The sequence below is a fragment of the Stenotrophomonas sp. YJH_SMC_58 genome (assembly GCF_059369635.1).
In genome coordinates this window covers 48958-74671 of sequence record NZ_JCAFSW010000005.1, presented here as the reverse complement: position 1 = coordinate 74671, position 25714 = coordinate 48958, and the positions used below count along the sequence as shown (strand labels likewise).

Annotated in this window: 21 protein-coding genes and 1 tRNA gene; 13 read left to right on the top strand and 9 right to left on the bottom strand. The window is 65.8% G+C overall.

Features of this window, described 5'->3' with window-relative positions:
• Positions 1 to 23: 23 nt before the first annotated feature.
• The 3 genes from ispH to AC5P68_RS08660 all read left to right on the top strand — a co-directional run bounded on the left by ispH (position 24) and on the right by AC5P68_RS08660 (position 3743).
• Positions 24 to 974, top strand: a complete 951-nt coding sequence (ispH, locus tag AC5P68_RS08670; RefSeq protein ID WP_005408565.1) for a 4-hydroxy-3-methylbut-2-enyl diphosphate reductase — start codon at positions 24 to 26, stop codon at positions 972 to 974.
• 223 nt (positions 975 to 1197) lie between these two features.
• Positions 1198 to 3081 (top strand): M61 family metallopeptidase, encoded by a 1884-nt coding sequence (locus tag AC5P68_RS08665; protein WP_414497937.1) that lies wholly within the window; start codon positions 1198 to 1200, stop codon positions 3079 to 3081.
• Positions 3078 to 3743 carry a lysoplasmalogenase gene (locus AC5P68_RS08660; RefSeq protein WP_414497938.1) on the top strand — a complete coding sequence of 222 codons (666 nt, stop codon included), beginning with the start codon at positions 3078 to 3080 and terminating at the stop codon, positions 3741 to 3743. The genes AC5P68_RS08665 and AC5P68_RS08660 overlap by 4 nt, the downstream gene beginning before the upstream one ends.
• Before the next feature lie 82 nt (positions 3744 to 3825).
• Here the strand turns inward: AC5P68_RS08660 and AC5P68_RS08655 are convergent, their stop codons facing one another.
• The 5 genes from AC5P68_RS08655 to AC5P68_RS08635 are packed head-to-tail and all read right to left on the bottom strand — an operon-like array spanning position 3826 to position 9820.
• Positions 3826 to 4545 (bottom strand): hypothetical protein, encoded by a 720-nt coding sequence (locus tag AC5P68_RS08655; RefSeq protein ID WP_414497939.1) that lies wholly within the window; start codon positions 4543 to 4545, stop codon positions 3826 to 3828.
• Entirely contained in the window at positions 4542 to 5498 is a 957-nt protein-coding gene (locus tag AC5P68_RS08650; RefSeq protein ID WP_414497940.1) for a hypothetical protein, read from the bottom strand. The genes AC5P68_RS08655 and AC5P68_RS08650 overlap by 4 nt, the downstream gene beginning before the upstream one ends.
• A 46-nt stretch (positions 5499 to 5544) precedes the next feature.
• The gene (locus tag AC5P68_RS08645) at positions 5545 to 8331 is read right to left on the bottom strand and encodes a TonB-dependent receptor domain-containing protein (protein ID WP_414497941.1); all 2787 of its coding nucleotides are present in this window, start codon (positions 8329 to 8331) and stop codon (positions 5545 to 5547) included.
• A 14-nt stretch (positions 8332 to 8345) separates the two neighbouring features.
• A complete protein-coding gene (locus AC5P68_RS08640) occupies positions 8346 to 9314 on the bottom strand; it encodes a FecR family protein (RefSeq protein WP_111173106.1) in 969 nt (322 codons plus the stop codon).
• Positions 9311 to 9820 (bottom strand): RNA polymerase sigma factor, encoded by a 510-nt coding sequence (locus tag AC5P68_RS08635; protein WP_080052359.1) that lies wholly within the window; start codon positions 9818 to 9820, stop codon positions 9311 to 9313. Before AC5P68_RS08635 ends, AC5P68_RS08640 begins: the two co-directional genes overlap by 4 nt.
• A 255-nt stretch (positions 9821 to 10075) precedes the next feature.
• On the opposite strand from AC5P68_RS08635, the gene AC5P68_RS08630 reads away from it, so the two are divergent.
• From AC5P68_RS08630 to AC5P68_RS08610, 5 genes are all read left to right on the top strand, one after another.
• On the top strand, positions 10076 to 12946 hold the full coding sequence (locus tag AC5P68_RS08630; RefSeq protein ID WP_049404728.1) for an autotransporter outer membrane beta-barrel domain-containing protein: 2871 nt from the start codon (positions 10076 to 10078) through the stop codon (positions 12944 to 12946).
• Positions 12947 to 13043: 97 nt separating this feature from the next.
• Positions 13044 to 14048, top strand: coding sequence for a 2-hydroxyacid dehydrogenase (locus tag AC5P68_RS08625; RefSeq protein ID WP_414497943.1), 1005 nt, complete (start codon positions 13044 to 13046; stop codon positions 14046 to 14048).
• Between the two features lie 50 nt (positions 14049 to 14098).
• A tRNA-Thr gene (locus AC5P68_RS08620) sits at positions 14099 to 14174 on the top strand.
• A 280-nt stretch (positions 14175 to 14454) separates the two neighbouring features.
• A complete protein-coding gene (locus tag AC5P68_RS08615; protein ID WP_395760179.1) occupies positions 14455 to 15405 on the top strand; it encodes an RHS repeat-associated core domain-containing protein in 951 nt (316 codons plus the stop codon).
• On the top strand, positions 15406 to 15765 hold the full coding sequence (locus tag AC5P68_RS08610) for a TonB family protein (RefSeq protein ID WP_033833369.1): 360 nt from the start codon (positions 15406 to 15408) through the stop codon (positions 15763 to 15765). It begins immediately after the preceding gene.
• A 75-nt stretch (positions 15766 to 15840) separates the two neighbouring features.
• Here AC5P68_RS08610 and AC5P68_RS08605 read toward each other — a convergent pair whose 3' ends face one another.
• From AC5P68_RS08605 to AC5P68_RS08595, 3 genes are read right to left on the bottom strand one after another with little or no spacing between them, the layout of a single operon-like run.
• Entirely contained in the window at positions 15841 to 16167 is a 327-nt protein-coding gene (locus AC5P68_RS08605) for a hypothetical protein (protein WP_005408578.1), read from the bottom strand.
• Positions 16168 to 16190: 23 nt separating this feature from the next.
• Positions 16191 to 16535 carry a hypothetical protein gene (locus AC5P68_RS08600; protein ID WP_111173107.1) on the bottom strand — a complete coding sequence of 115 codons (345 nt, stop codon included), beginning with the start codon at positions 16533 to 16535 and terminating at the stop codon, positions 16191 to 16193.
• Between the two features lie 39 nt (positions 16536 to 16574).
• Entirely contained in the window at positions 16575 to 17186 is a 612-nt protein-coding gene (locus AC5P68_RS08595) for a GyrI-like domain-containing protein (protein WP_033833370.1), read from the bottom strand.
• A gap of 353 nt (positions 17187 to 17539) precedes the next feature.
• Between AC5P68_RS08595 and cyoA the strand changes: the two genes are divergently transcribed.
• From cyoA to cyoD, 4 genes are read left to right on the top strand one after another with little or no spacing between them, the layout of a single operon-like run.
• Positions 17540 to 18580, top strand: a complete 1041-nt coding sequence (cyoA, locus tag AC5P68_RS08590) for a ubiquinol oxidase subunit II (protein WP_049454086.1) — start codon at positions 17540 to 17542, stop codon at positions 18578 to 18580.
• 2 nt (positions 18581 to 18582) lie between these two features.
• Positions 18583 to 20580: a cytochrome o ubiquinol oxidase subunit I gene (gene cyoB, locus AC5P68_RS08585; RefSeq protein ID WP_005408582.1), complete on the top strand. Its 1998-nt coding sequence runs from the start codon at positions 18583 to 18585 to the stop codon at positions 20578 to 20580.
• A complete protein-coding gene (gene cyoC / locus AC5P68_RS08580; protein ID WP_005408583.1) occupies positions 20577 to 21215 on the top strand; it encodes a cytochrome o ubiquinol oxidase subunit III in 639 nt (212 codons plus the stop codon). The genes cyoB and cyoC overlap by 4 nt, the downstream gene beginning before the upstream one ends.
• Positions 21215 to 21556, top strand: coding sequence for a cytochrome o ubiquinol oxidase subunit IV (gene cyoD / locus AC5P68_RS08575; RefSeq protein ID WP_005408584.1), 342 nt, complete (start codon positions 21215 to 21217; stop codon positions 21554 to 21556). The genes cyoC and cyoD overlap by 1 nt, the downstream gene beginning before the upstream one ends.
• 494 nt (positions 21557 to 22050) lie before the next feature.
• Here cyoD and AC5P68_RS08570 read toward each other — a convergent pair whose 3' ends face one another.
• A complete protein-coding gene (locus AC5P68_RS08570; protein ID WP_231522591.1) occupies positions 22051 to 24108 on the bottom strand; it encodes a putative bifunctional diguanylate cyclase/phosphodiesterase in 2058 nt (685 codons plus the stop codon).
• A 150-nt stretch (positions 24109 to 24258) separates the two neighbouring features.
• On the opposite strand from AC5P68_RS08570, the gene radA reads away from it, so the two are divergent.
• Positions 24259 to 25635, top strand: a complete 1377-nt coding sequence (radA, locus tag AC5P68_RS08565; RefSeq protein WP_231522590.1) for a DNA repair protein RadA — start codon at positions 24259 to 24261, stop codon at positions 25633 to 25635.
• Positions 25636 to 25714: the final 79 nt, after the last annotated feature.

The following is a 25714-nucleotide window of genomic DNA, read 5'->3' as shown; positions in this document are numbered from 1 at the left end:
GCCGCTGCCGGGAGATTGAACTGATGGATGTGCTGCTCGCCAACCCGCGTGGTTTCTGTGCCGGTGTCGATCGTGCGATCGAGATCGTCAAGCGCGCGATCGAAACGCTGGGCGCGCCCATCTATGTTCGCCATGAAGTGGTGCACAACCGCTTCGTGGTCGACGACCTGAAGCAGCGCGGGGCGATCTTCGTCGAGGAACTCGACGAAGTGCCGGACAACAACACGGTGATCTTCAGCGCCCATGGCGTGTCCCAGGCCGTGCGCCAGGAAGCCGAGCGCCGTGGCCTGAAGGTGTTCGACGCCACCTGCCCGCTGGTGACCAAGGTCCACTTCGAAGTCGCCCGCCACTGCCGTGCCGGCCGTGACGTGGTGCTGATCGGCCACGCCGGTCACCCGGAGGTGGAAGGCACCATGGGCCAGTGGAACCGCGAAGCCGGCACCGGCCAGATCTACCTGGTGGAAGACGTGGAGCAGGTTGCCACGCTGCAGATCAACCAGCCGGAAAACTTCGCCTACACCACCCAGACCACGCTGTCGGTGGATGACACGCGCGGCATCATCGATGCGCTGCGCGAGCGTTTCCCGGCGATGCAGGGCCCGAAGAACGACGACATCTGCTACGCCACGCAGAACCGCCAGGATGCCGTGCGGGATCTGGCCAAGCGCTGCGACCTGGTGCTGGTGGTCGGTTCGCCGAACAGCTCCAACTCCAACCGCTTGAGCGAGCTGGCCCGCCGTGAGGGCGTGGAGTCGTACCTGATCGACGGCGCGCACGAGATCGACCCGGCATGGGTGGCAGGCAAGCAGCACATCGGCGTGACCGCCGGCGCCTCTGCACCGCAGGTGCTGGTCGATGGCGTGCTGGCGCGCCTGGCCGAACTGGGCGCCACCGGCGTGGGCGAGCTGGACGGCGAACCGGAATCGATGGTGTTCGCGCTGCCGAAGGAACTGCGCCTGCGCCTGGTCGACTGACCGGGAAGCGCCTCATCCACGCATGGCGTGGATCTACTGGAACTGCTCTGGCGGGTGCGAACCTGCACACGGTGGGTGCGAGCCGGCACATGGTGGGTGCGGACCTTGGTTCGCACGCTTTTTCGCACGCAAGGATGGGCGGCCCGCCCATGACCTTTGGCCATGGGGCAGGGCACGTTACAGGCCTAGCATCGGAAGATTCTCCGCTGTTGGAACCTGCCCGATGAAGACCCGAGCCTTGGCGATGTCGTTGCTGTTCGCGCTGGCGGCCACGCCTGCACTGGCGCAGACCTCGCCACCGGCGAACGCTGAGGCCCCCGGCCTGCTGCGCATCGATGTCGACGCGCGCGATCTGGCCCGGCGCATCTTCAAGGTGACCGCTACGGTGCCGGCCAAGCCCGGCCCGATGACCCTGCTGTACCCGCAGTGGATTCCCGGCAACCATTCGCCCACCGGCCCGATCGACAAGTTGGCCGGCCTGCGCGTGACCGCCAACGGCAAGCCGCTGGCCTGGCAGCGTGACCAGTTCAACGTCTATGCGTTCAAGGTGAACGTGCCCGAGGGCGTGAGCGAGATCGTCGCCCACTTCGACTTCCTGTCCTCGCAGGGCGGCAGCCAGGGCCGGGTGGTGATGACCCCGGAAATGCTCAACCTGCAGTGGAACGCCAATTCGCTGTATCCGGCCGACGTCGATGCGCGCAACCTGCAGGCGCAGGCCAGCGTGACCCTGCCCAGGGGCTGGTCGTTCGCAACCGCGCTGGAAACCGCGCGGCGCGACGGTGACACCGTGGTGTTCAAGCCGATCTCGTATGACCATCTGGTCGATTCGCCCTTGTTCGCCGGCGAGCACTACCAGCGCATCGATCTCGACCCGGGCGCGAAGGTGCCGGTGCACCTCAATGTGTTTGCCGACGACGCCAAATCGCTGAAGCCGAGCGAGGCACAGATCACCATGCATCGCGCGCTGGTGCAGCAGGCCGACAAGCTTTACGGTGCGCGCCACTACAACCACTATGAGTTCCTGCTGGCATTGACCGACCGCCTCGGTGGCATCGGCCTGGAGCATCACCGTTCCAGCGAGAACAGCGCTGACCCGGGCTACTTCACCGAGTGGGACAGCAACGCGTGGATGCGCGATCTGTTGCCGCACGAGTACACCCATTCCTGGAACGGCAAGTACCGTCGCGGCGCCGACCTGGCCACCGCCAACTTCAACGTGCCGATGGGCGACAGCCTGCTGTGGGTGTACGAGGGCCAGACCCAGTTCTGGGGCCAGGTGCTGGCGGCGCGTTCGGGGCTGTGGTCGACCGCGCAGGCGCGCGACATGCTGGCCAATGTGGCCGCGACCTACGACCGTGGCCGACCGGGCCTGGCCTGGCGGCCGCTGCAGGACACTACCAACGATCCGACCATCGCCCAGCGCCGCACGCTGCCCTACCGCAACTACCAGATGAGCGAGGACTACTACTCCGGCGGCCAGATGTTGTGGCTTGAAGTGGAGGGCAAGCTGCGCGAACTGAGCGGCAACCGCCGCAGCCTGGACGACTTCGCGCGTGCGTTCTTCGGCGTCGGCAATGGCGACTGGGATGTCAACCCGTACACCTTCGATGATGTGGTCGCGACCTTGAACGGCATCGCGCCGTACGACTGGGCGACGTTCCTGCGCGGGCGCCTGGACGGCCACGGTTCGTTGACCGGCGGCCTGGAGCTGGCAGGCTGGAAGCTGGTCTACCGCGATACGCCGAACGACGCCTACAAGGCACAGGAAAAACGCGCCAAGGCGGCACTGCTCGCCTATTCGCTGGGCGCGACCGTGCTCGACAGCGGTACGGTCGGCGATGTGATCTGGGACAGCCCGGCGTTCAACGCCGGTCTTGCACCGGGCATGAAGGTGATCGCGGTTGGCGGCCGTGAGTACAGCAGCCAGCGCTTGAAGGACGCGGTGGCTGCGGCAGGGAAGGACAAGGCGCCGATCGTGCTGCTGGTGAAGCAGTTCGACCGCATCGAAACGATGAGCATCGCCTACCACGGTGGCCTGCAGTACCCGGTGCTGGAGCGTATCGCCGGCAAGCCTGACCGCCTTGCAGAATTGTGGAAGGCCCGATGAAGCCGCGCGCCCGCGATGGCGTGATCCTGCTGATGGCGATCCTGGCCATCGTCGGCGCGTTCCTGCACGGTGACGGGCGCTGGCTGCATTGGCTGGCCAAGCCGACCACCACGCTGCTGCTCGCTGCCATCGTCTGGCGCCTGCATGATCCCGCGCAGCCGTTCTATCGACGCGCGGTGCTGGCCGGCATGCTGCTGTCGTGCGTGGGTGACATCGCGTTGATGCTGCCGATGGATGCGTTCGTACCGGGCCTGGTCGCGTTCCTGCTGGCCCACCTCTGCTATATCGTCGCCTTCCGCGACGGCCTGCGTGCGGGGCGTGGGCTGTTGGCGGCCAGCGTCCTGCTGGCGACGTTTGCCGTGCTCAACGTACTTGGCCTGTGGCCGCACCTGCCCGCACCGATGCGCATTCCGGTGCTGGCGTATGTGGTGGTGCTGGCCTCGATGGCGGTGCTGGCACTGGCACGCCAGTGGTGCCGGCCACAGCCCGCTGCCGTGGAAGCCAGCAGCGCGCGCTGGGCGGCCGCCGGTGCGCTGCTGTTCGTCGCCAGCGATTCACTGCTGGCCTGGGACCGCTTCGCCGGCGGTCTGCCGCTGGCCAGCCTGCTGGTGCTGTCCACGTACTACGGCGCGCAGTACGCCATCGCCCGCTCGGTGAAATAGAAAAAGGGGACGGAGGGGATTAAGTCGCAATCCGCACCAAGGCACATGCGACTTAATCCCCTCCGTCCCCTTTTTTTGTAGCCTATCGGCGGTTCACGCCGCGCAGGGTGCCCTGCGCATCGAACTGCAGGCGCACGGATTCGCGGTCACCGGCGACGTCATCCGGCAGCCACACCAGCTTGCCGCCTTTGCGCACGATCACGTAGACGTGGCCGACTTCGGATGCGGGGTTCTGCAGCGCGTTGCGTTGTTCCTGCAGTGCCTGCGCCACGCGCGACACGGCCTCGAAATCGATGCTGGCCAGGGGGGTGCTGCTGCGCTGCAGGCTGATGGTCGGCGCGAACTGCTGCGGGTTCACCGGATTGCCCTTGCGCCACTGGCCACGTTCGAAGTGGTAGCTGTCGACGTGGCCCGGCTGTTGCGGGTCGACCAGATCGAGGTTGATGCGGCCATCGTCATAGAAGTGGATGCTGTGGAACACCGTCAACCGCTGTCCGGCCAGTGCTGGCAGCTGCTCCAGTGCCTGGCGGGCAGCCAGCAGGTAGTCCGCATCGAACAGGCGATTGTTGCGCTCGGGCGCCGCAGCGGTACTCGCCGCGGGGAAGGCGGCCGGGGACGGCACAAGCGATGCGGGTTGCTCGCGCGGCGACTGAGACGGGACGGAGGGTGGCAACCGGTCCGGCTGTACCGAATGCCCCAGCGTTTCGCTGATGGTCTGCAGGGCGCCGCCGGCAACGGCCACGCCCGCCAGAACCAGCAGCAGTACCAGGAACACGGTGTGGGTGGAGGGCGGCTGTTTCATACGCCCTCCAGGCGCACGTTGCCACGGTCATCCGGGTCGTACAGCAGGGTCACGTTTTCGCGCGGGATGTTGGCTAGATCGATCAGCGGGATGAAGCGGCGCACGCTCACCTGCTGCACGCGGCCGTCGCGATCGGTGTACTCCAGCTGGAACTCCACCTGCGGCTGTTCGTTGAGGTAGGTGCCGGTCTGACGCACCTTCAGCACCCTGGCCTCCACGCCGATGCCGCGGTACTTCAACGCGTCGCCGCGCGCATCAGCCTGCAGCAGGCGGCCAAGCAGGCGCAGCCCCAACATGTACCCACACAGCACCAGCGGGCACACCAGCAGCGGGTGGCCGAAGGACAGGAAGGTCCAGCCAAGGCCCTCGCTCTGCAGCCGGTAGGCCGCCACATAGGCAGCGGCTACCAGGACGATGCAGAGCGCTGCGCCGATGCTTCGCCGCCACAGGCTGGCGACATCCAGTTCGGGCTGGGCACCGTCCAGTACCACGTTCGGGAACGCGCCCGGCACCCGGCTCAGGCGTGCATCGACGTGCCTGCCGACGCCGAAGCGCTGCAGTTGCGGCTTGCTGTCGACCACCAGCAGCTGTTCGTGGATCGGCGTGCCGGACAGGTTCTTGAAGGACAGCTGCAGTTTCCATTGCGCGAAGCCACGCACCTGTACGCCGGTCTGTTCAGCGTGTTCGATCAGCGCATCGCGCGGTTCGCCATCGGCGAGGATCGAGCGGACGCGATGCAGGGCGCGCGGTGGGCCGAGCAGCAGGAAATGCAGGAACGCGAACAGCAGAGAGAGCCATGCAGCCAGCGACAGCACAAGCAGCAGCAGGGACAGCCATGGCGCGCTGCGATCAGCCAGCGCCACCGGCCAGGAGGTTCCGAAATAGAGGATGCAGGGGAAGGGCAACGCGAAGAACAGCAGGAACGCGCCCCAGAACCAGAGATAGGCTTTCATGGGGAAGGTGGCAGACCGGTGGAACAGGCCGCGTAGCGTACTACGCTCAGCGGAACTGCAGGGTAAGCAGGTAGTAGCGACCCAGTGGATCGTCCAGCCCCGGCATCTGCCCACCATTGCCGACCAGGTAGTTCACCGGTTGCGCATCAAGCACGTTGTGCACGTCCAGCGCCGCGATGACGCGTGTGCCCAGGCGGCGCGCCAGGTGCAGGTTCCAGCGCAGCTGGCGCGGATTCATGCAGTGGTTCTGTTCGATCTGCCGCTGCGGGCACTCGGCGCCGGGCAGCCATGCGCGGGTGCGGCCCACCTGGTTGCCGCGCAGGGCGATGTCCCAGTTGCTGTTCTGCCATTGCACGTTGAGGACCGCCGCCATCTCGGGCGTGACATGCCCGCGCAGGTCGATCGCCGGCTCGTGGTCCCGACGGCGGCGCAGCTCCTGCTGCTTCAGCGCGTCCAGCGAGAACAACCACTGGCCGGTGCTGCCGGTGTCGATCCGGTATTCGCCACGCAGCACCCAGTTGCGGGAAGTGGTGCGGCCGATATTGTCGAACGACAGGCGGAGGCTGCTCAGGTTGCCATCCTCATCCAACTGCCAGGTGTCACGGTTCCACACGGCATCGGTCGGCTGCAGCGCGAGGATCTCGTTGCGCAGCTCGACGATGTTGTGGGTCAGCGAAAGCGAGAACGCATCGCTGGGTGACCAGGTCGCCGCCAGCGAATGGCTGCGTGAGCTCTCGGCCTTGAGCGCGTTGTTCTCCTCCACATCCGCAGTGACCACGCAGCGGCCGTCCGGCTCGCTCTGTGCACAAGGTGGCAGTGCGCTTGAGACGGGCAGGGTAAGGGTGCCGAACTGTCCTGGCGGGCGGCGCTGTTCGAACAGGCTGGGCGCGCGATAGCCGCGGCCGCTGGCCAGCAGGAACGACCAGTGCGGTGTTGGCGTCCAGCGCAGGCCGGCACGGGGCGAGAATGCCGTGTAGTCGCCGTCGTAGTCCCAGCGCGCGGCCAGGTCCATGCGCAGTTCCGACGTGAGTGGCAGGCCCAGTTCCGCATACGCGCCGCCACTCTGCCGCGACAGGCGCCGCTGCTGCTGCGGCAGCCCCAGTGCCAGATCGCCCTGGCTCAGCAGGGTGTCCGGGTGCGACGTCCAGCGTTCGTGGCGCAGATCGATGCCGGTAGCCAGCTGCGCATTGCCGCCCCGCATCGGCATCAATGCGCGCTGTATGCCCCACCAGCCCTGCCACTGCTCGGTAAGTCCACGGTTGCGGATCGATGGGAACAGCGAAGTGGCTTCATCGGCGGGCAATGCATCGAAGCCTGGCAGGAACCTGAGCGACTGCGCCGCCTCGATGAACGGTTCGGCGCGCACGGTGCCCGGCGTGGCCAGGGTGACGTCGCTGCGCTGCGCGCTGATGCCGGCGTCCCAGCTGTGGCTGCCCTGGTCCCGGCCGATGCCCAGGGTGAGATCGGCGTCGGTGGCACGTACCTGGGGACGCACATTGCCGGCTTCGCGCAGGACGCTGTTGAAGGTGTAGCCGTACAGGCCGAGGGCGACGGCGGTCGGGCCCAGATCGAAACGCTGCCGGTTGTGGCTGGCGCGGGCTTCGGCATAGACGTAGCGTCCCTGGCCACGCTCATGCCGGTAGCGCAGATAGGCCGAGGCGGTATCGGAGGCCGGTTGAAGCGAACGAGGGCGCGAGCTGTCGAACCAGCAGGCGCCATTGCGTCGTTTCAATGGTCCGTCGCAGCGCGTAGCGGGCCAGTAGTCGCCATCGCGGAAGGCGCCGATCAGGTACTGCGACGTCTCGGCGTGCCAGTCACGCTGGTCTCCCGCCAGGTGATCGACGCGATGCAGGTCGATGCCTGCGAACCAGCGGTCGCCGCTCCCGCGCAGGCCTCCGGTGGCGGCCTGCACGCGGTACTGGCCGGCGTCGCCACGACTGCTCAGACCGGTCTGCAGCGTTGCCTCCGGACCGTCGGCCTGGTCGCGGAGGATGATGTTGACCACGCCGGACATGGCATCGGCACCGTAGATGGCCGAAGCACCGCCGCGCACCAGTTCGATGCGTTCGACAAAGCTGAGTGGAATGCCGCCCAGGTCGGTGAGCCCGCCCTGTTCCAGGGACACCATCGGATAACGGGGCAGGCGCCGGCCATTGGCCAGGAACAGGGTGGCGCGCGGTCCCATGCCATCCAGGCTGGTGGTGGCGGCCGCACCGACAGGCAGGTACTGCGAATCGCCACTGCGTGCGCTGCTCATCGCTGGCAGCCCGTTCATGCCCGGCAGGTGTCGCAGCAGGTCGAACAGGCTGCCGTAGCCACTGCGCAGGATATCTGCGCGATCGATCGTGGTCACCGGCAGGGTGGTCTGCACGGAGGTGCGCGGCAACCGGCTGCCGGTGACATGGATCGGCGCCAGGTCCACCTGGGGGGGCGACTGCGGGGGCATGCGCGGGCGCGGCGCCACCGTTGCCGGAACCGGCGGCGCGACGGCGGGCGCGACGCGGATGCGGCGGACCACGAAGCCACCGGACGGTGTTCGAAGGATGGTCACCGGCATGCCGGCGACCAGCTGTTTCAGGGCCGATGCTGGATCGGCCTGGCCATGGGTGCCGTTGGCATGGAGCCCCGCCAGTTCCCGGGCATCGAACACCAGAGCGATGCCGCTTTGCCGTGCCCATTGCTGCAATGCCGAGGGCAACGGGCCAGCGTTGATGCGGTAGTCGTGGGTGGCAGCCGGATCGCCTGCGAGGGCGGCAGGCGGCGCGGCGACCAGCAGCGCCAGGCACAGCAGGGGGCGGAGCAGCCCCCACTGCAGCGCGCCTGGTCCTGCCATCACCGCAGGCCTCCTCAGTACGTGCGGCGCAGTTCCAGCGCGCCATCCGGGCGCGTCTGGCCAGCAATGGACCAGCCAAGTTCCAGCGCGGACAGCAACTCCTGTGCGTCGCCTGCGCGGAACGTGCCGCTGACTGCCAGATCGGTGATCTCCGGGTCGGCGATCACCAGCGGTGCATGGCCATAGCGGTTCATGCGTTCGACCACGATCGACAGCGGGGTGGCATCGAAGACCAGCTGCCCATGCAGCCAGCCCTCGGCGGCTGCCGTGGAGGACAGCGTTGGACCGGGCTGGATGCGCCCGGAGGGGAGTACCTGCAGTTGCTGGCCAGGGCCCAGGGTGTGCTGGGCGGCGCCGTTGCTGACTTCCACCGCACCCTCCAGCAGCGCGACCTCGACCAGGCCATCGTGCAGGCGCTCGACCTGGAAGGTGGTGCCGATATCGCGGATGGTGCTGGTGCCGGCGCGCAGCTGCAGTGCTTTGTTCGATGGCGCGACCTGCAACTGCACGCGGCCGCGTTCGAGGTCGAGCTCGCGGTGGCGCCAGCCAAAGCGTGCGTGCAGCGTCGTGCCGGCATCGAGCATGGCTACGCTGCCATCGGGCAGGGTCAGCCGCTGCGCCTGATGCGTGTCATTGGCAAAGCGCTGCGGGGCTGGGTTGCCATCCACCGCTACCATCCAGCCCACGCCGATGGCCAGGCAGATACCAGCGGCCGCGGCCGCAGCAGGCAGCCAGCGGCGTCGGGCAGGCCGTGCCGCACGCGCCGCAGCCGTCCGCAGCCATGGGTCCGCAGCCAGGCCCTGGCCCTGCTGGAAAAGATCTTCGGCCTGCGCCCAGGCTTTGACATGGGCAGGGTCTTCAGCCAGCCAGTCTTCGAACGACTCGCGTTCGGCAGGGGTGCAGTCCGGGGCCTCCAACCGCGCCACCCAGGCGCTGGCGCGTGCGAACAGCGAGGCGTCTTCCGTGTGCCGGTGGCTGCTCATTCGGTATCCCCGTCGTTGTGGAGCGGATCCGGTCCCAACTCCTGGCGCAGGCCCTGCAGGGCGCGGGCGATGTGTTTTTCCACGGTCTTGGCTGTAATTCCACAGTGCCGCGCGATCTGCGTATAGCTCATGCCGGTGATCCGGTTGAGCAGGTACACCTCGCGCGCACGCTCGGGCAATTTGAAAAGGGCCTGCCGCAGCAGGGACAACATCTGCCCGGACTCTGCCTGGCGCAAGGGGTCCGGCGACGGGCTGGTGGGCTCGTCGTGACCATCATGCTCGGCCAGTGACAGGTGCGGTCGCGACTGCGGCGATCGGCCGCGATCGGCCAGGCGATTGCGCGCGATACGATACAGCAGCAGGCGCAGTTCGTCGGTGCCGTGCGCGCGATAGCGGATCAGCCGCTCCATGCAGTCCTGCGCGATGTCCTCTGCATCCTCCGGCCCGACGCCCCGTGTGCGCAGGAACGCGCACAGTGGCGCGCGTTCCTCGCGTACGAACGCGATGAAGGCGTCCGCAGGCGCGGGTGGCTCCGGCGCGTGGTGGATCAGGGGGGACGGAACGGACAGGGCTGGCCTCGGCTGACGTTGGCGGGTGCGCCTTCGAGTTTTACGCGACGATGACCGGATGGGGAAGAGTGTGTGGTGCCCCTCTCTCATTGTGAATGCATTCATTTTTTCCGGCCGACCGGGCTGGGGGAGATTCCGGCGCTTTGCCGTTTGACTCCTTACCCGCGTGTTGCGGGTGGAGAGAGAGAACGTATGAAGCATTCGAAGTTGAGCCTGGCCCTGGCCGGGCTGATCGCCGTTGGCGCCATCGCGGCGGCTGATGACGTCATGGCAATGAGTTATCACGTGCAGGGGGATCGCATCTTCCTGAGCGGCGGGGTGACCTATGCCGATGTGGTGTCGTTGCCCGCCTTGCTGGCCAAGGCACAGGCCGAGGGCCGGCCGATCCGCGAAGTGGTGCTGCGCACCTCCAATGGTGGCGCGCTGATCGCCGGCGAGTGGCTGCAGGGCGTGATCCGCACGTCCGGCCTGAACACCATCGTGTCCGGCCACTGCATTTCGTCCTGCTCGATCATGCAGTCCGGTGGCGTCGAACGCTATCTGGCCGGTGATCTGCCGATCGTCGATTCGGTACAGATCCACGCGGCCAGCAACAGCGGCAAGGTGATCTACACGCCATCGCCGCGGATGACCCAGATCTACACCGGCAACTACGGCGGCGGCATCGATGCCGGGCTGCTGCACAAGGCCATGTATGAAGTCGTGCAGCCCAACGGCCTGCTGGTGTTCCGCGATCCGGCGCGCACCACGGGTGCCTCGGTCACTTTCGATCCTGATGGCAGCGGCAGCAAGCTGGAGTCGTTCCCGGGCCAGGACATCTACAGCAACAGGGTCATCACCGCCAAGGGCTACCGCGATCCGGGCGATACATTGAATGTCACCGCCAACGTGAGCGGCGACATCAATCCGGGCTACCTGCGCACCGGTCGCCAGCTGCAGACCTTCGTCGATGATGACTTCGCGCGCTGGAACACCAACTGGCAATCCAGCTACATCAACCTGGCGCAGAGCATCTACAACGCGTCCAGCAATGGTCCGCAGGGCATCGGCGCGAACTCGGTACAGGACTACCAGAACGATCCGTACTACAAGGCCCTGCTGCTGTCGAAGCTGCGCCTGGGCGATCTGGATGCGTCCACGCTGGACAACTCCATGGGCGTGATCCGCGTGACCAATGGCGCGACATGGCGGACCTCCGCGACCACCGGTGCCGACTTCATGCTGGTCGACAACGGCACCATCGCGCTGGAAGGCGGCGCCCTGCGCGCTTCGGAGGTGCGGGTAATGGGCGCAGGCATGCTGGTCGGCAATGGTGACGTGGCCGGCACCGCTATGGATCTCAGTGCGCTGGCCAGCGGTACCCGCCCGTCCTGGCGCGAGGACGGCTTCAACCGCCTGCGCGTGTACGGGACCCTGATGCCGCGCGGCGGCGATCTGGTCACCCATGGCTACGTCAACATCATGCCGGGCGGGAAGGTGCTGTTCGATGTGACCGAGAACGGCGGGGCGGGCAGTGGCCGCCTGCGTGTAGGCAGTTTCTTCGACAGTAAGCAGACCGACGGCGCGCTGGTGATCTCCAAAGGGGCCTTCCTCGAACTGAACGTGGCGCAGGGTTACTACGGCCAGGACTTCCGCCGTGACCTGGTGCAGGGCCCGATCTACCAGGGCGGCTTCGAAGAGGTCGTGCGCCTGGGTGACACCGGCTACAGCGCCAGCATCACCGGCGGCGAAGTGTTCCGCCCGCGCCACAACTCGCTGCTGAGCTTCAACGTGAAGCAGGCCGCTGACGGCCTGTGGCTGACCGCCAACCCGGGTTTCGACCAGCTGGGCCTGTTCACCAACGGCACTTCCGGCGATGGCTTGGGCCGCGCGCTGGCGACTGCTTCCGATCGCAGGGATGGTGGCCTGAAGTCGCTGCTCGGCGCCCTGCAGTTCGCCGACCGTGATGTGATCGCACAGCAGGCCGGTGCCCTGCGCGGTGACGCGCACGCGACCCTGCGCCTGGCCGACAACGCATTGGTGGGCAGCATCGGCAACGTGGTGCAGCAGCACCAGGCCGCGATGCGCAGTGGCGGTGATGCCGACGGCCTGGCCTCGCAGGCCGCGCAGTCGGTGTCGGCGCAGCCGGGCATGCGCCACGGCAGCCTGTTCAACCAGCTGGCCATGCATCTGGTCGAGCCGGCGGCGGGCGGCGGTGAAGGCAGTGGCCCTGGTCGCAACCATGGCCTGTGGGCGCGCGGTTTCGCCAGCCACGGCCGCATCGATGCCGACGGTGGCGTGGCAGGCTTGAGCCATAACATCGGCGGCATCGTCGTCGGCGCCGATACCCGCGTTGCCGATGACCGCGTCACCCTGGGCGTCAGCGTGGCCGCGGCGGATATGTCGACCAAGGGCCGCGACGGCTCCGACTTCAGTGGTGACGTGCGCGCGCTGGACGTGGGTGGCTACCTGGACGCGACCTATTCGCGCGGCTATCTCTCGGCGGCGGTGCGCTACACAGACCTGCGTCACGACACCCGCCGCAGCGTCAGCGGTATCGATGGCCTGCAGCAGCCGCTGCGTGCCAAGTACAGCAACGATGCGATCTCCGCGCGGGTGGAGCATGCGTTCTCATTCACCACGGGCAAGGGCCTGGTGATCCAGCCGCTGTTGCCGGTGGTGGACTACGCGCGTACCTCGGCCACGCGCTTCAATGAAGGGCAGGGCGCGGGTGCACTGGTCGGTCGCAGCGGCAGCCTGGAGAGCATCCGCGTGGGCGCCGGCCTGCAGCTGTTCAGGACCTTCGAAGGCAACAACGGCGAGCGCATTACCCCGCGTGCCCGCGTGGTCTGGCAGAAGGAACTGGGCGACTCGCAGGCGCGCTACAGCACCGGCTTCGCCGCAGCACCGGATCTGGTGTTCGGGGCAAGCAGCCAGGCCGTGGGCGAGCAGGTGCTGGCCTGGAACCTGGGCGTGACCAGCCGCGCCAGCGAACGCCTGTCGATCATGGCCGACTACGTGGGCGAGCGTCGTGACGGGCAGATCCAGAACGGCGTGATGCTGGGGCTGGGTTACAAGTTCTGAGTGGCACAGGGCACCGGCGATGTTCGCATCGCCGGTGCCATCCCCACGGACGCGTGGCTGCGGTATGGTCGGCATGGCATTCCATCCAGGTTCTTCCATGCAGATCGCCGTCTTCAGCGCCCGACCCTACGACCGTCGCTTCCTGGACGAAGCCAACCTGCGTGAGGCGGCGGGGCAGGGTTACACGTTCGTCTACTTCGATGCCGCGCTGGATGTGCATACCGCAGCGCTGGCACAGGACTGCGCCGCGGTCTGCGCGTTCGTCAACGATCGGCTGGATGCGCAGGTGCTGCGCGCGCTGCACGCGTTGGGCGTGCGTGCGGTGCTGCTGCGCTGTGCGGGCTTCAACAATGTGGACCTGGCCGCTGCGAAAGCGTTGGACCTGTTCGTCGCGCGGGTGCCGGCGTATTCGCCCGAAGCCGTGGCCGAGCATGCACTGGCGCTGGTGATGACCCTCAACCGCCAGACCCATCGTGCCTACAACCGCGTGCGCGAAGGCAACTTCATGCTCGGCGGACTGCTTGGACGGACCCTGCATGGCCGCACGGTCGGCATCGTCGGTACCGGCAAGATCGGCCTGGCCACCGCGCGCATCTTCAAGGGCATGGGCTGCACGGTGCTGGGGCACGACCCGTATCCGTCGGCGGCCTTCGCAGATATCGGCGAGATGGTGGCGCTGGATGAACTGCTGGCGCGCGCTGACATCGTCTCGCTGCACTGCCCGCTGACGCCCGATACCCAGCACCTGATCAATGACGCCTCGCTGGCGCGGATGAAACCGGGCGCGATGCTGGTCAATACCTCGCGCGGCGGATTGGTGGATACCCATGCAGTGATCCGCGGGCTGAAGTCGCGCCGGCTCGGCCACCTGGCCATCGACGTGTACGAGCAGGAAAGCGCGCTGTTCTTCCAGGACCTGTCCGGCGAGATCATCGACGACGAGGCCTTCCAGCGCCTGATGACCTTCCCCAACGTGCTGGTGACCGGCCACCAGGGCTTCTTCACCGTGGAGGCGCTGCAGGAGATCTCGGCGATCACGCTGGGGAACCTGCAGGATTTCGCGGCTGGGCGGGTGTGTGCCAACCGGGTAGAGGCGGACTGAGCCGGGTGGATTGACCGCCGGGGCGCCCAGCCCGTAAAATCGCGGGCTCCGCCGGAATAGCTCAGTTGGTAGAGCGGCGCATTCGTAATGCGTAGGTCGCAGGTTCGACTCCTGTTTCCGGCACCAGTTGTAGAAAAGCCCCGGCCTTGGTCGGGGCTTTTTTTATGCTCTGGTAGTGCCGGCCGCTGGCCGGCAACCCCAGAAGTGCCAGCCCATGGCTGGCAGGTCGCGATTTCTGAGTCTCGCGATCTACCCGCCCCTCCGGCTTCCCAGGCGCTTGGCTCCTTGCACAGTTCCTGACCTGGCAACTGCAGCCGGTCATTCCTGTGCTATGAATACCCAGCCTTGCTTCAAGGCTCTTTCAGAGATTGGAAGGATGCGCAGGTTCGGGGGAACTGCAGGCGGCGTGTTTACCCGCTTCAGGAGATGTGGAGATCGAATTCGCAAGCTGGGGGCATCAGGCGCCTGGCTGTGTTGTGTGCTGCTGATCGGCCTTGGCCTGTCGCCAACCGCAGTCGCCCAGACCACTGTGACGTACATCCACACTGACGCCCTGGGCTCGGTCGTGGCTGAGAGCGATGCCAACGGCAATGTGATCAAGCGCTATGACTACGAGCCCTACGGGGCCGTGGTCGGTGGTCAGGTCACGGACGGGCCGGGGTATACCGGGCACGTGAGCGACTCGGCAACGGGCCTGATCTACATGCAGCAGCGCTACATGGATCCGCAGTTGGGGGTGTTCCTGTCGGTTGATCCGGTCACGGCGTATGAGCAGCCGGTGGGGCAGTTCAACCGGTATAGGTATGCGAACGGGAATCCTTACAGGTTCACCGATCCAGATGGGCGAATCGTCAAGTACGCATTTGAAGGCGGAGCGACGCTGCGTGATGGTGCTGCCGTGCTCAACCATTGGATGAAGTCAGAAACCATCAGCTCTGAACTGAAGCAGATTCTCCTATCCGATGAGACCTACACCATACAGTTCAATCGCAATGGTGATTTTGGATATGACGAGAACAAGAGAATCATCAGCATTGATGTCACCTCTGGACTTCGCGTCAAATCCTCCGGGGAGATCCAGTCTCCTGCTCTGGGGGGCGGTCACGAGGTGAGCCATGCTGCCCAGCATGATCGGGTTGGATTGTCCGCTTTCCAGGCTTCGCTTGTTGCGCCACAGTCCAACTCGGAGAGCAACGGCGTGATGCAGATCCGAGTCGGCGTATCTTCGGAGGAGGCGCGGGCTACGGGGGTGGAGACCCGGGCTGCGCGTGAGCTGGGGGAGCCTGCCCGGAAGAGCTACAGCGACACGAACGGCACGGTTAATGTCTGCTCCCCCACCAGCAATCGGGAGTGTTGAATGAACCGCGTTCTGATGCTTGCGTTGGCCTTGTCCAGTGCCTCATGTCACGCCGGTGAGGAGCTCCCTGGGCCTTGCCAGGCGGCAAGCAGTCCGGTGGAGTCCATTGCGCCGGTCGTTCCCGCCGCGACCGAGATGCAGGTGCGTGGCTCTGTCGTGGCGACCGTCGTCGTTGAAGAGGATGGGCGGGTGACAAATCCCGTCATCACGCGGTCACAGTTTGAAGCGCTGGACCGGGGCAGGGTCGACAATGCTGCTTATGAGCGCGCAGCCTTGGTTGCCGTGGCGAAGTGGCGTTTCCCTCCGGTCCCCTCCCGCTGCACCAGGAAGGTCACATTCGATTTCCAACGTCTGGATTGAATGAGCCCGGTCAGGCCATGGAAGGCGTTGGCAATCCCCGCCATGGGGCAGCGCGAGTTGGGGAGAAGATCTGCCTCAATAAGCAAGATCGAAATAGTAGATCTTCTTTGCTCCGAACACGCCGCAACCTTCGCTGGTGAGTGCGTGGAAGCCGATCGGTGTCCGCGATGACGCCGCCGACAGGATGGCCGCGTACTTTTCCCGTCCGGATTTGTCGCTGGCCAGATCGATTGTCCAGCGCCCGTCGGAAGCACACTCGTTGTTGGTGGGCTGGCCTTCCAGCCACACGGAAACGAACGTGGATTCGACAACCAGTTTGGTGATTTTTCCGGTCTGGTGTGTATCGGCCCATGCGCTGCCGGACAGCAGCAGTGCACCGAGTGTGATAGCGAGCTGTTTCATGTCTTCCCTGCAGGCCCGGAGGATCAAGCCCTATATATAGCGCAGCAGGTGCCGGATCTGATGAGCACGAGCATCACCAGTTGCCGCAGATAGCCGCCGATCACCCCGGCCAGCACCCCGGCCGCGATCCGCATGGCCAGCCCGAACCATCGCCCGGTGCGTTCCCGCAGCCAGGGCAGTACCACCGTTACCTGTGCGGCCAGCAGCAACACCACCACATCCATCCCCAGTGCATCGATCAGCGACAGCAGCGGCAGCAGGTCGGGATTGCAGGCCAGTACAAGCAACAACACGCTGCACAGCAGCGCGAAGGCGCGGCGCCCGGTGGGCAGGGTGGTCCAGCGCAGTAAACGATCAATCAGGGGCATGAATCTTCTGCTCCTTGTCAGAGCGGTGCTCGCAGGCGGTCATTCCGCACGGACGGGCTGCCGCAGCACGGTCTTCAACCGCGCCGCGTCGGTCCTGCGCGGGTCGCTCAGGTAAATCTCATGATGGGGGCCGGCAAAGGTGTAACCCAGTGCGGGCATCAGTTCGTCGTGCAGATGGGCCAGGGCCGGACCCTCTTCATCGTAGGCGCCTACGTGAAGCGTCTGCAGGCAGAGGCCTTCTTCGAGAATTTCGTGGCGAAGGCTGGCCGGAACGTCGCCCAGTTTCTTCGCCGCCTTGGCAATGGCAGCCTCCAACTGCGCTGGACGGATCCCATCCGGCGTGCGGATCATCGCCGTCCACCTCCACTCATCCTTGCGGCGTGCCACAAAGCTCGACGGATCCTCGGCGGTCCAAAGCGCTTCCAGCGGTGGCACCACGTAGTCCTGGCCCCCGGCCTTCAGGGCGAACTTCAGTGCATAGCTCACCGAGTACAGCCATTGCACCGCCTGCAGGTAGGCCGGGGCAGTGTTCGGGTCGCCGCGACCATCGACCATCAGGTAGGGCAGGGGCGGTACATCGACCGGTACGAACTGGCCGGCGGGCGGGTGATAGAGTGCCCGGTCGCGGTTCTTGAAGTCGATCTTGTCCATCGGGGTCTTCCTCCTGTGCCGAGCATCCCATGCCAGGCACCCGTCAGCACGCCTGAACCGATTCAGGTGACTTTGCCGAACGAGGGCGAACGGCCCGCGAACGTCCAGGGCCGGAATGCCGCCCTGGGTCATGCGCCCCGTCATGCCCGCGCGGTGCGACAACGTGTCGCAGCCAGAATCGGGCCTTTCCTGCGCTCGATCAATGTCAATGCCTTTCTTAAATGGTGGGTGACGGCCTAAAATTGAAAGGCTGACTCGACCCACCTCCCTACCTGTCTTCCGGACCGGTGGGACCGGCTTTGGCCGGAACAGGCAGGACGGGGAACGGCATTCCCTCGCAATTGGATCGACCGATGATTCCGTTGAAAACCCTTGGGCGCTGGTTGCGCCCGGGCCTGCTGCTGTCGTTGCTGGTGATGCTCACCGGCTGCGATGCCGTGGCCATCCTCAGTCCGAAGGGCCAGATCGGCCAGGATGAGAAGACCCTGCTGATCACGGCCACCGTGCTCATGCTGCTGGTCGTCATCCCGGTCATCATCATGACCCTGACCTTCGCGTGGAAGTATCGCGCCTCCAACACCAAGGCCCGTTACGAGCCGAAGTGGTCCCACTCGACGGCGATCGAGGTGGTGGTGTGGTCCATTCCCTGCATGATCGTGCTGGTGCTGGCGGTCCTGACCTGGCGTTCGTCGCACGCGCTGGACCCGTATCGTCCGCTGGAATCGGACGTCAAGCCGGTCACCATCGAGGCGATCTCGCTGGACTGGAAGTGGCTGTTCATCTATCCGGAAGAGAAGGTGGCGGTCGTCAACGAAATCAAGTTCCCGGTCAACACGCCGCTGAACTTCAAGATCACGTCCGATTCGGTGATGAATGCCTTCTTCATCCCGCACCTGGGCAGCATGATCTACTCGATGGCTGCGATGGAGACCAAGCTCCACCTGATCGCCAACGAGACCGGTGAATTCCCGGGCATGTCCTCGCACTACAGTGGCGCAGGCTTCGCCAAGATGCACTTCACCGCCTACTCGGTCACCGATGCCGAATACCGTCAGTGGGTGGACCAGGTCCGTGCCGGTGAGCAGACCCTGGACAAGGCCTCGTTCAAGGCCCTGGGTGAAGCACGCAACGCCGAGTGGTATCCGGTCACCTACTTCGGCAAGACCGAAGAAGGCCTGTTCGACTGGGTCATCGCCAAGCACATGGGCGACAACAAGCATTACGGCATGAAGCACTCGCACGCCGGTGCCGCCGCTGCCGATGCCGCCAGCCATGAAGCGCACGAGGGGCATGCCCCCAGTGACGCGCATGATTCCAAGGAATCGGGTGAAAACCTGGATGCCACCGAACACGAACACGCTGGCCATGCTGGCCACGCGGGTTCGGGAGAATGAACATGTTGGGAAAACTCTCTCTTGAGTCGATCCCCCACGATCCGATCGTGCTGACCACCCTGGTCGGCGCGGTGCTGGGTGGCCTGGGCGTCATGGCCCTGATCACCAAGTTCAAGCTGTGGGGCTATCTGTGGAAGGAGTGGTTCACCTCGGTGGATCACAAGAAGATCGGCGTGATGTACCTCATCGTCGCCTTCGTCATGCTGCTGCGCGGCTTCTCCGACGCCATCATGATGCGTACCCAGCAGGCGCTCGCCGTCGGCGGGTCCGAGGGTTACCTGCCACCGCACCACTACGACCAGATCTTCACCGCCCACGGCGTGATCATGATCTTCTTCGTGGCGATGCCGCTGATCACCGGCCTGATGAACCTGGCCGTGCCGCTGCAGATCGGTGCGCGCGACGTCGCGTTCCCGTTCGTCAACTCGCTCAGCTTCTGGCTGTTCGTGTCGGGCGCTGTGCTGATCATGCTGTCGCTGTGGATCGGTGAGTTCGCTGCCACCGGCTGGCTGGCGTTCCCGCCGTTGTCGGGCATCGAATACAGTCCAAGCGTCGGCATGGACTACTACATCTGGGGTCTACAGGTCGCAGGCCTGGGTACCACGCTGAGCGGTATCAACTTCTTCATCACCATCCTGAAGATGCGTACCCCCAGCATGAAGCTGATGCAGATGCCGGTGTTCACCTGGACCGCCCTGGTGACCAACGTGCTGATCGTCGCTGCCTTCCCGGTGCTGACCATCACCCTGGTGCTGCTGACCCTGGACCGTTACCTTGGTACGCACTTCTTCACCAATGACGGTGGCGGCAACGCCATGCTGTACATCAACCTGATCTGGATCTGGGGTCACCCGGAGGTGTACATCCTGGTCCTGCCGGCGTTCGGTGTGTTCTCCGAAGTCATCGCGACCTTCTCGCGCAAGGCGCTGTTCGGCTACAAGGGCATGGTCTACGCCACCGCCTGCATCGGCGTGCTGTCGTTCATCGTGTGGCTGCACCACTTCTTCACCATGGGTTCGGGTGCCAACGTCAATGCCTTCTTCGGCATCACGACGATGATCATCTCGATCCCGACCGGCGTGAAGATCTTCAACTGGCTGTTCACCATGTTCCGCGGCCGCGTGCACTTCACCACCCCGGTGCTGTGGACCATCGGCTTCATGGTCACCTTCGTCATCGGCGGCATGACCGGCGTGATGCTGGCGATCCCGGCCATCGACTTCGTGCTGCACAACAGCCTGTTCCTGATCGCCCACTTCCACAACGTCATCATCGGCGGCGTGGTGTTCGGCATGTTCGCCGGCATCACCTACTGGTGGCCGAAGATGTTCGGCTTCCGCCTCAACGAGTTCTGGGGCAAGTGCGCGTTCTGGTGCTGGTTCATCGGCTTCTACGTGACCTTCATGCCGATGTACGTGCTGGGCTTCATGGGCATGACCCGTCGCCTGCAGAGCACCGTCAACCCGGCCTACGAGCCGCTGCTGCTGATCGCCGCCGCAGGTGCCTTCATCGTTGGCGCCGGCATCCTGTGCCAGATCATCCAGGTGGCCGTGTCGATCCGCGACCGCAAGAAGACCGTCGACCTGACCGGCGACCCGTGGGATGCCCGTACGCTGGAGTGGGAAACCTCTTCGCCGCCGGCCTTCTACAACTTCGGCACCCTGCCGGAAGTCACCGAACTGGACGATTTCTGGGAGCGCAAGCAGCGTGGTGAAGCCTGGCCGAAGCCGGCCAAGTACACCGACATCCACATGCCGCGCAACACCGGCACGGGCGTTGTCATCGGTGCCTTCAGCCTGGTGTTCGGCTTCGCGATGATCTGGCACATCTGGTGGCTGGCCATCGTCGGCTTCGTCGGCATGATCGCCACGTTCATCTACCGCACCTTCGACCAGGACGTGGACTACTGGGTCCCGGCCGCCGAGGTGGAACGCATCGAGAACGAACACCGCAAGCACCTGGAAGCCCAGGGCCTGGTGAAGTCGGAGCTGAAGGCATGAGCACCAATACCTCGACCCTGAGCCACGGGCACGCCGCGCATGCGGCGGCCCATGGCCATGACGACCACGAGCACCACGACACCGGCGGCAACACCGTCTTCGGTTTCTGGGTGTACCTGATGAGCGACTGCCTCATCTTCGCCTCGCTGTTCGCCACCTACGTGGTGCTGGCAGGCGGCACCGATGGTGGCCCCACCGCGAAGGACCTGTTCGAACTGCCGTTCGTGGCATGGGAAACCGCGCTGCTGCTGACCTCCTCGCTGACCTTCGGCCTGGGCATGATCGCCATGCACCGCAAGCAGATGGGCCAGATGTACCTGTGGCTGGGCATCACCTGGCTGCTGGGCTTCGGCTTCATGTGCATGGAAGTGTGGGAGTTCCAGCACCTGATCCACCAGGGCTACGGTCCGGACCGCAGTGCCTTCCTGTCGGCGTTCTTCGCCCTGGTCGGTACCCACGGCCTGCACGTCAGCGCCGGCCTGCTGTGGCTGCTGGTGATGTTCGTGCAGCTGAAGAAGTACGGCCTGACCCCGACCAACAAGACCCGCATGGCGTGCCTGAGCCTGTTCTGGCACTTCCTGGACCTGATCTGGATCGGCGTGTTCTCCGTCGTCTACCTCAATGGAGCGCTGTAATGGCACATGACAACCATGCACACGACCACGGCACCGGCGGCGAAAGCCATGGCACCGTGAAGTCGTACCTGATCGGCTTCGTGCTGGCGGTGGTGCTGACCGTCATCCCGTTCTGGATGGTGATGTCGGGTGATTTCTCGCGCACCGTCAACGGTGTGGTGATCGCGATCACCGCGGTGCTGCAGATGCTGGTCCACCTGGTGTTCTTCCTGCACCTGGACCGCTCTTCGGAAAGCCGCTGGAACGTCAACGCTGCGGCCTTCACCGTGGTGGTGATCGGCATCATCGTGGTCGGTACCCTGTGGGTCATGCACAACATGAACGTGCACATGATGCACTGACGTCCGCGCGACGTCGCCACGCAGAAAGGCCGCCCTCGGGCGGCCTTTTTGTTTGTCGCGCCCACCGGGAATGGCACGCGCGGTGGTAGTGCCGGCCGCTGGCCGGCAATTACGGGAAGCCGGCCAGCGGCCGGCTCTACCAGGATCCACGCCATGCGTGGATGGGGTCAGAGCCCTTGCCTGCGGCAAGGGATCCGACCCCAAAGCCATTGGCCTCATCCCACCCGGCATGGCCGGCACAGGGGGTAGTGCCGGCCGCTGGCCGGCAGTTGCGGGAAGGCGGCCAGCGGCCGGCCCTACCAGGAGATCCACGCTGTACGGGGATGGGGTCAGAGCCCTTGCCTGCGGCAAGGGATCCGACCCCAAAGCCATCGGCCTCATCCCACCCGGCATGGCCGGCACAGGGTGGTAGTGCCGGCCGCTGGCCGGCAATTACGGGAAGTCGGCCAGCGGCCGGCGCTACCAGGAGATCCATGCCATGCGTGGATGGGGTCTCACCCCACCCGGCGCAGGAACTCCTCGGCGTCCATTGGTCGGCCCAGGTGGTAACCCTGCAATTGATCACACCCCAGTTCGCTCAGGTACTCGCGCTGTGCCTGCGTCTCCACACCCTCTGCCACCACCTGCAGCTGCAGGGTGCGCCCCAGCGCGATGATCGACGAGACGATGGCGGCATCCTCTTCATTGCATTCCAGATCGTGCACGAACGCGCGGTCGATCTTCAGTTCGGTGGCGGGCATGCGCTTCAGGTAGAGCAGGCTGGAATAGCCCGTGCCGAAGTCGTCGATGGCAATGTGCACGCCCATCGCGGTCAGGTCGTTGAGAATCGCCAGGCTGGCGTCCACGTCCTTCATCGCCGTGGTCTCGGTGATCTCCAGTGTCAGGCACGCCGGCTCGATGCGGTGCCGTTGCAGCACCGCGCGCACACTGTCCAGCAGCGCCGGTGAGGCGAACTGCAACGGTGACAGGTTCACCGCCATCGACCATTCGGAATGTCCGGCATCGTGCCACGCGCGCAGCTGTGCACAGGCACGGTCCAGTACCCAGTCACCGATCGGCAGGATCAGACCGCTGCGTTCGGCGATGGGAATGAACACATCCGGCGCCAGCAGGCCCAGCTCGGGATGCTGCCAGCGCAGCAGCGCTTCGGCGCCGGTGGCCGGTGCGCCGGCGGCAGGGAACTTGGGCTGGTAGTGCAGCACCAGCTCGTCGCGGGCGATGGCCTTGCGCAGGTCCTGCAGCAGGCGCAGCTGGCGGTTGGCACTGAGCTGCATCGAGGGGGTGAAGAACGTATAGCCGTTCCGGCCGGTCTCCTTGGTGTGGTACATCGCCGCATCGGCGTGTGCCATCAGCTCGCGCTCGTTGCCGGCATCAGCCGGATACAGGGCGATGCCCAGGCTGGCGCTGACCTGCAGCTCGGCTGCATCCAGCAGGAACGGTTCGCCCGCCGCCGCGATGATCCGCTCGGCGACCACCACTGCATCGTCGGGAACATCGATGGCCAGCACGATCACGAACTCGTCGCCGCCGAGGCGGGCGAAGGTGTCCTGTGGCCGCAGCAGGCCGCCGATACGCTGCGCCACCGCCACCAGCAGGCGATCTCCCAGCTGGTGTCCGTACGCATCATTGACCGCCTTGAAGCCGTCCAGGTCGCAGAACATCACCGCCACCGCCTGGTTGCGCCGCCGTGCCTTCTCGATGGCCTGCTCGATGCGGTCCTGCAGCAGCATGCGGTTGGGCAGCTGGGTCAGCGGGTCGTGTAGGGCGGCCTGGATCAGCCTGTCGTTGGCATGTGCCAGTGAATCGGCCAGCAGCCCGGTGCGCACGCGCATCTGCCGGTCGAACAGCGAGGCCACCAGGGCGATGCCCAGGGTCGCCACCGTGGTGACGATCACCAGCACCGCCAGCCAACGCGTGTCGATGCCGCCGCTGCCGACCGCGCCGCAGATGCTGCCCTGCGGGAAGCGCGCCGCGGCCATGCCGGTGTAGTGCATGCCGACGATGGCCAGGCCCATCACCAGTGAGGCGAGCAGGCGCAGGCGCGTGGTGTTGCGCTGCTCGGCACGCAGGCGGAAGGCAATCCACAGCGCCGCACCGGCGGCGCCGATGGCAACCGCGATGGAGGCAGCGAACCAGCCCGGGTGATAGTCGATGCCCGGCTGCATGCGCATCGCGGCCATGCCCAGGTAGTGCATGGTGGCAATGCCCAGGCCCATCAGCACGGCGCCGGCCAGCAGACGTCGCCAGGGCAGGCTGGACCGCGACACCAGCCACAGCGCATAGGCCGAGGCGCCGATCGACACGGCCAGTGAGTACAGGGTGATGCCGAGGTCGTAGCCGACCGGAATCGTCAGGTCGAAGGCCAGCATGCCGATGAAATGCATCGACCAGATACCCAGGCCCATCGCCGCCGCGCCGCCGGCCAGCCACCAGCGGGCCACGCGGCCCTCGGCGGTGGCCAGGCGGCCGGCCATGTCCAGCGCCGTGTACGAAGCAAGAATGGCCACCAGCAGGGAGATGGCGACCAGGCTCTGACTGTAACTGCCAGTCATGTTGAATCCAGAGGGGGAGGGAGGGGGCGCCCGCAAGGCGCACGCCCGCGACAGCTATCGGCGCGGGCAGGCGGGACTTGAGCGGTCGCAGCACCTGCGACCCGGCTCGGCTATCCTGCCACGCCTGTTCCCGTTGCTGGAAATCATCCGATGGCCAAAGCCCGCACCGCCTACGTCTGCAATGAATGCGGCGCCGAATTCAGCAAGTGGCAGGGCCAGTGCACCGAGTGCAACGCCTGGAACTCGCTGTCGGAAATCGTGCTGGAGAGCGCGGTGGCGGCCAAGGCGCCGGCGTCGCGCCGGGCGGGTTGGGCGGGCAAGATCGATCCGCCGAAGATCACCGCGCTGAAGGACGTGGAGCAGACCGAGCACCGCCGGGTCAGCACCGGCATCGGCGAGTTCGACCGCGTGCTCGGCGGTGGCCTGGTCGAGGGCGCGGTGGTGCTGGTCGGCGGTGACCCGGGCATCGGCAAGTCGACCCTGCTGCTGCAGGCAGTGGCGAAGATGGCGGCCGAACTGCCGGTGCTGTACGTCACCGGCGAGGAGTCGCTGGCACAGGTGGCCGGTCGTGCGCACCGGCTGGAACTGCCACTGGATGGGGTCAACGCGCTGGCCGAGACTGGCGTCGAGTCGGTCCTGCAGCATGCCTCCAGGGCGGGCCCGCGGCTGATCGTGGCCGATTCGGTGCAGACCCTGTGGACCGAGAGCCTGACCGCCGCGCCGGGTTCGGTCAGCCAGGTGCGCGAGAGCGCGGCGCGGCTGGTGCGTTTCGCCAAGGAGACCGGCACCGCCGTGTTCCTGGTCGGCCACGTGACCAAGGAGGGCGGCATCGCCGGCCCGCGCGTGCTCGAACACATGGTCGATGCGGTGCTGTACTTCGAAGGCGAGAGCGGCAGCCGCTTCCGTTTGCTGCGCGCGTTCAAGAACCGCTTCGGTGCGGTCAACGAACTGGGCGTGTTCGCGATGGGGGACAAGGGCCTGAAGGAAGTCTCCAATCCATCGGCCATCTTCCTGTCCGGCGGCAGCACCCATCAGCCGGGCAGCTGCGTGATGGTCACCCGCGAGGGCACGAGGCCCCTGCTGGTGGAGGTGCAGGCACTGGTCGATGCATCGCCGCTGTCGAACCCTCGCCGTGTCGCGGTCGGCCTGGAGCAGAACCGCCTGGCCATGTTGCTGGCCGTGCTGCACCGTCACGGCGGCGTGCTGGTCGGCGACCAGGACGTGTTCGTCAATGTGGTCGGGGGTATCCGCGTACAGGAGACCGCGGCCGACCTGCCGGTGCTGCTGGCGGTGCTGTCCTCGCTGCAGGACCGGCCGCTGGCGGAAAAGACGATTGCCTTTGGCGAGGTTGGCCTGTCCGGTGAGATCCGCCCGGTGCCCAACGGCGAGGACCGCCTGCGCGAGGCGGCCACCCATGGTTTCAAGCGCGCCATCGTGCCCAAGGCCAACGCGCCCAAGAGCGGTTCGGTGAAGGGCATGGAAGTGATCGCGGTGGAGCGCTTGTCCGAGGCCATCGACGCGGCGTGATGCGCGGGGCCCTGCCTCTACAAACGTCATATACGGCAGCGGTCAGCCTGCCTGTGCTAGTTTTTCCCGCTCGACGAAG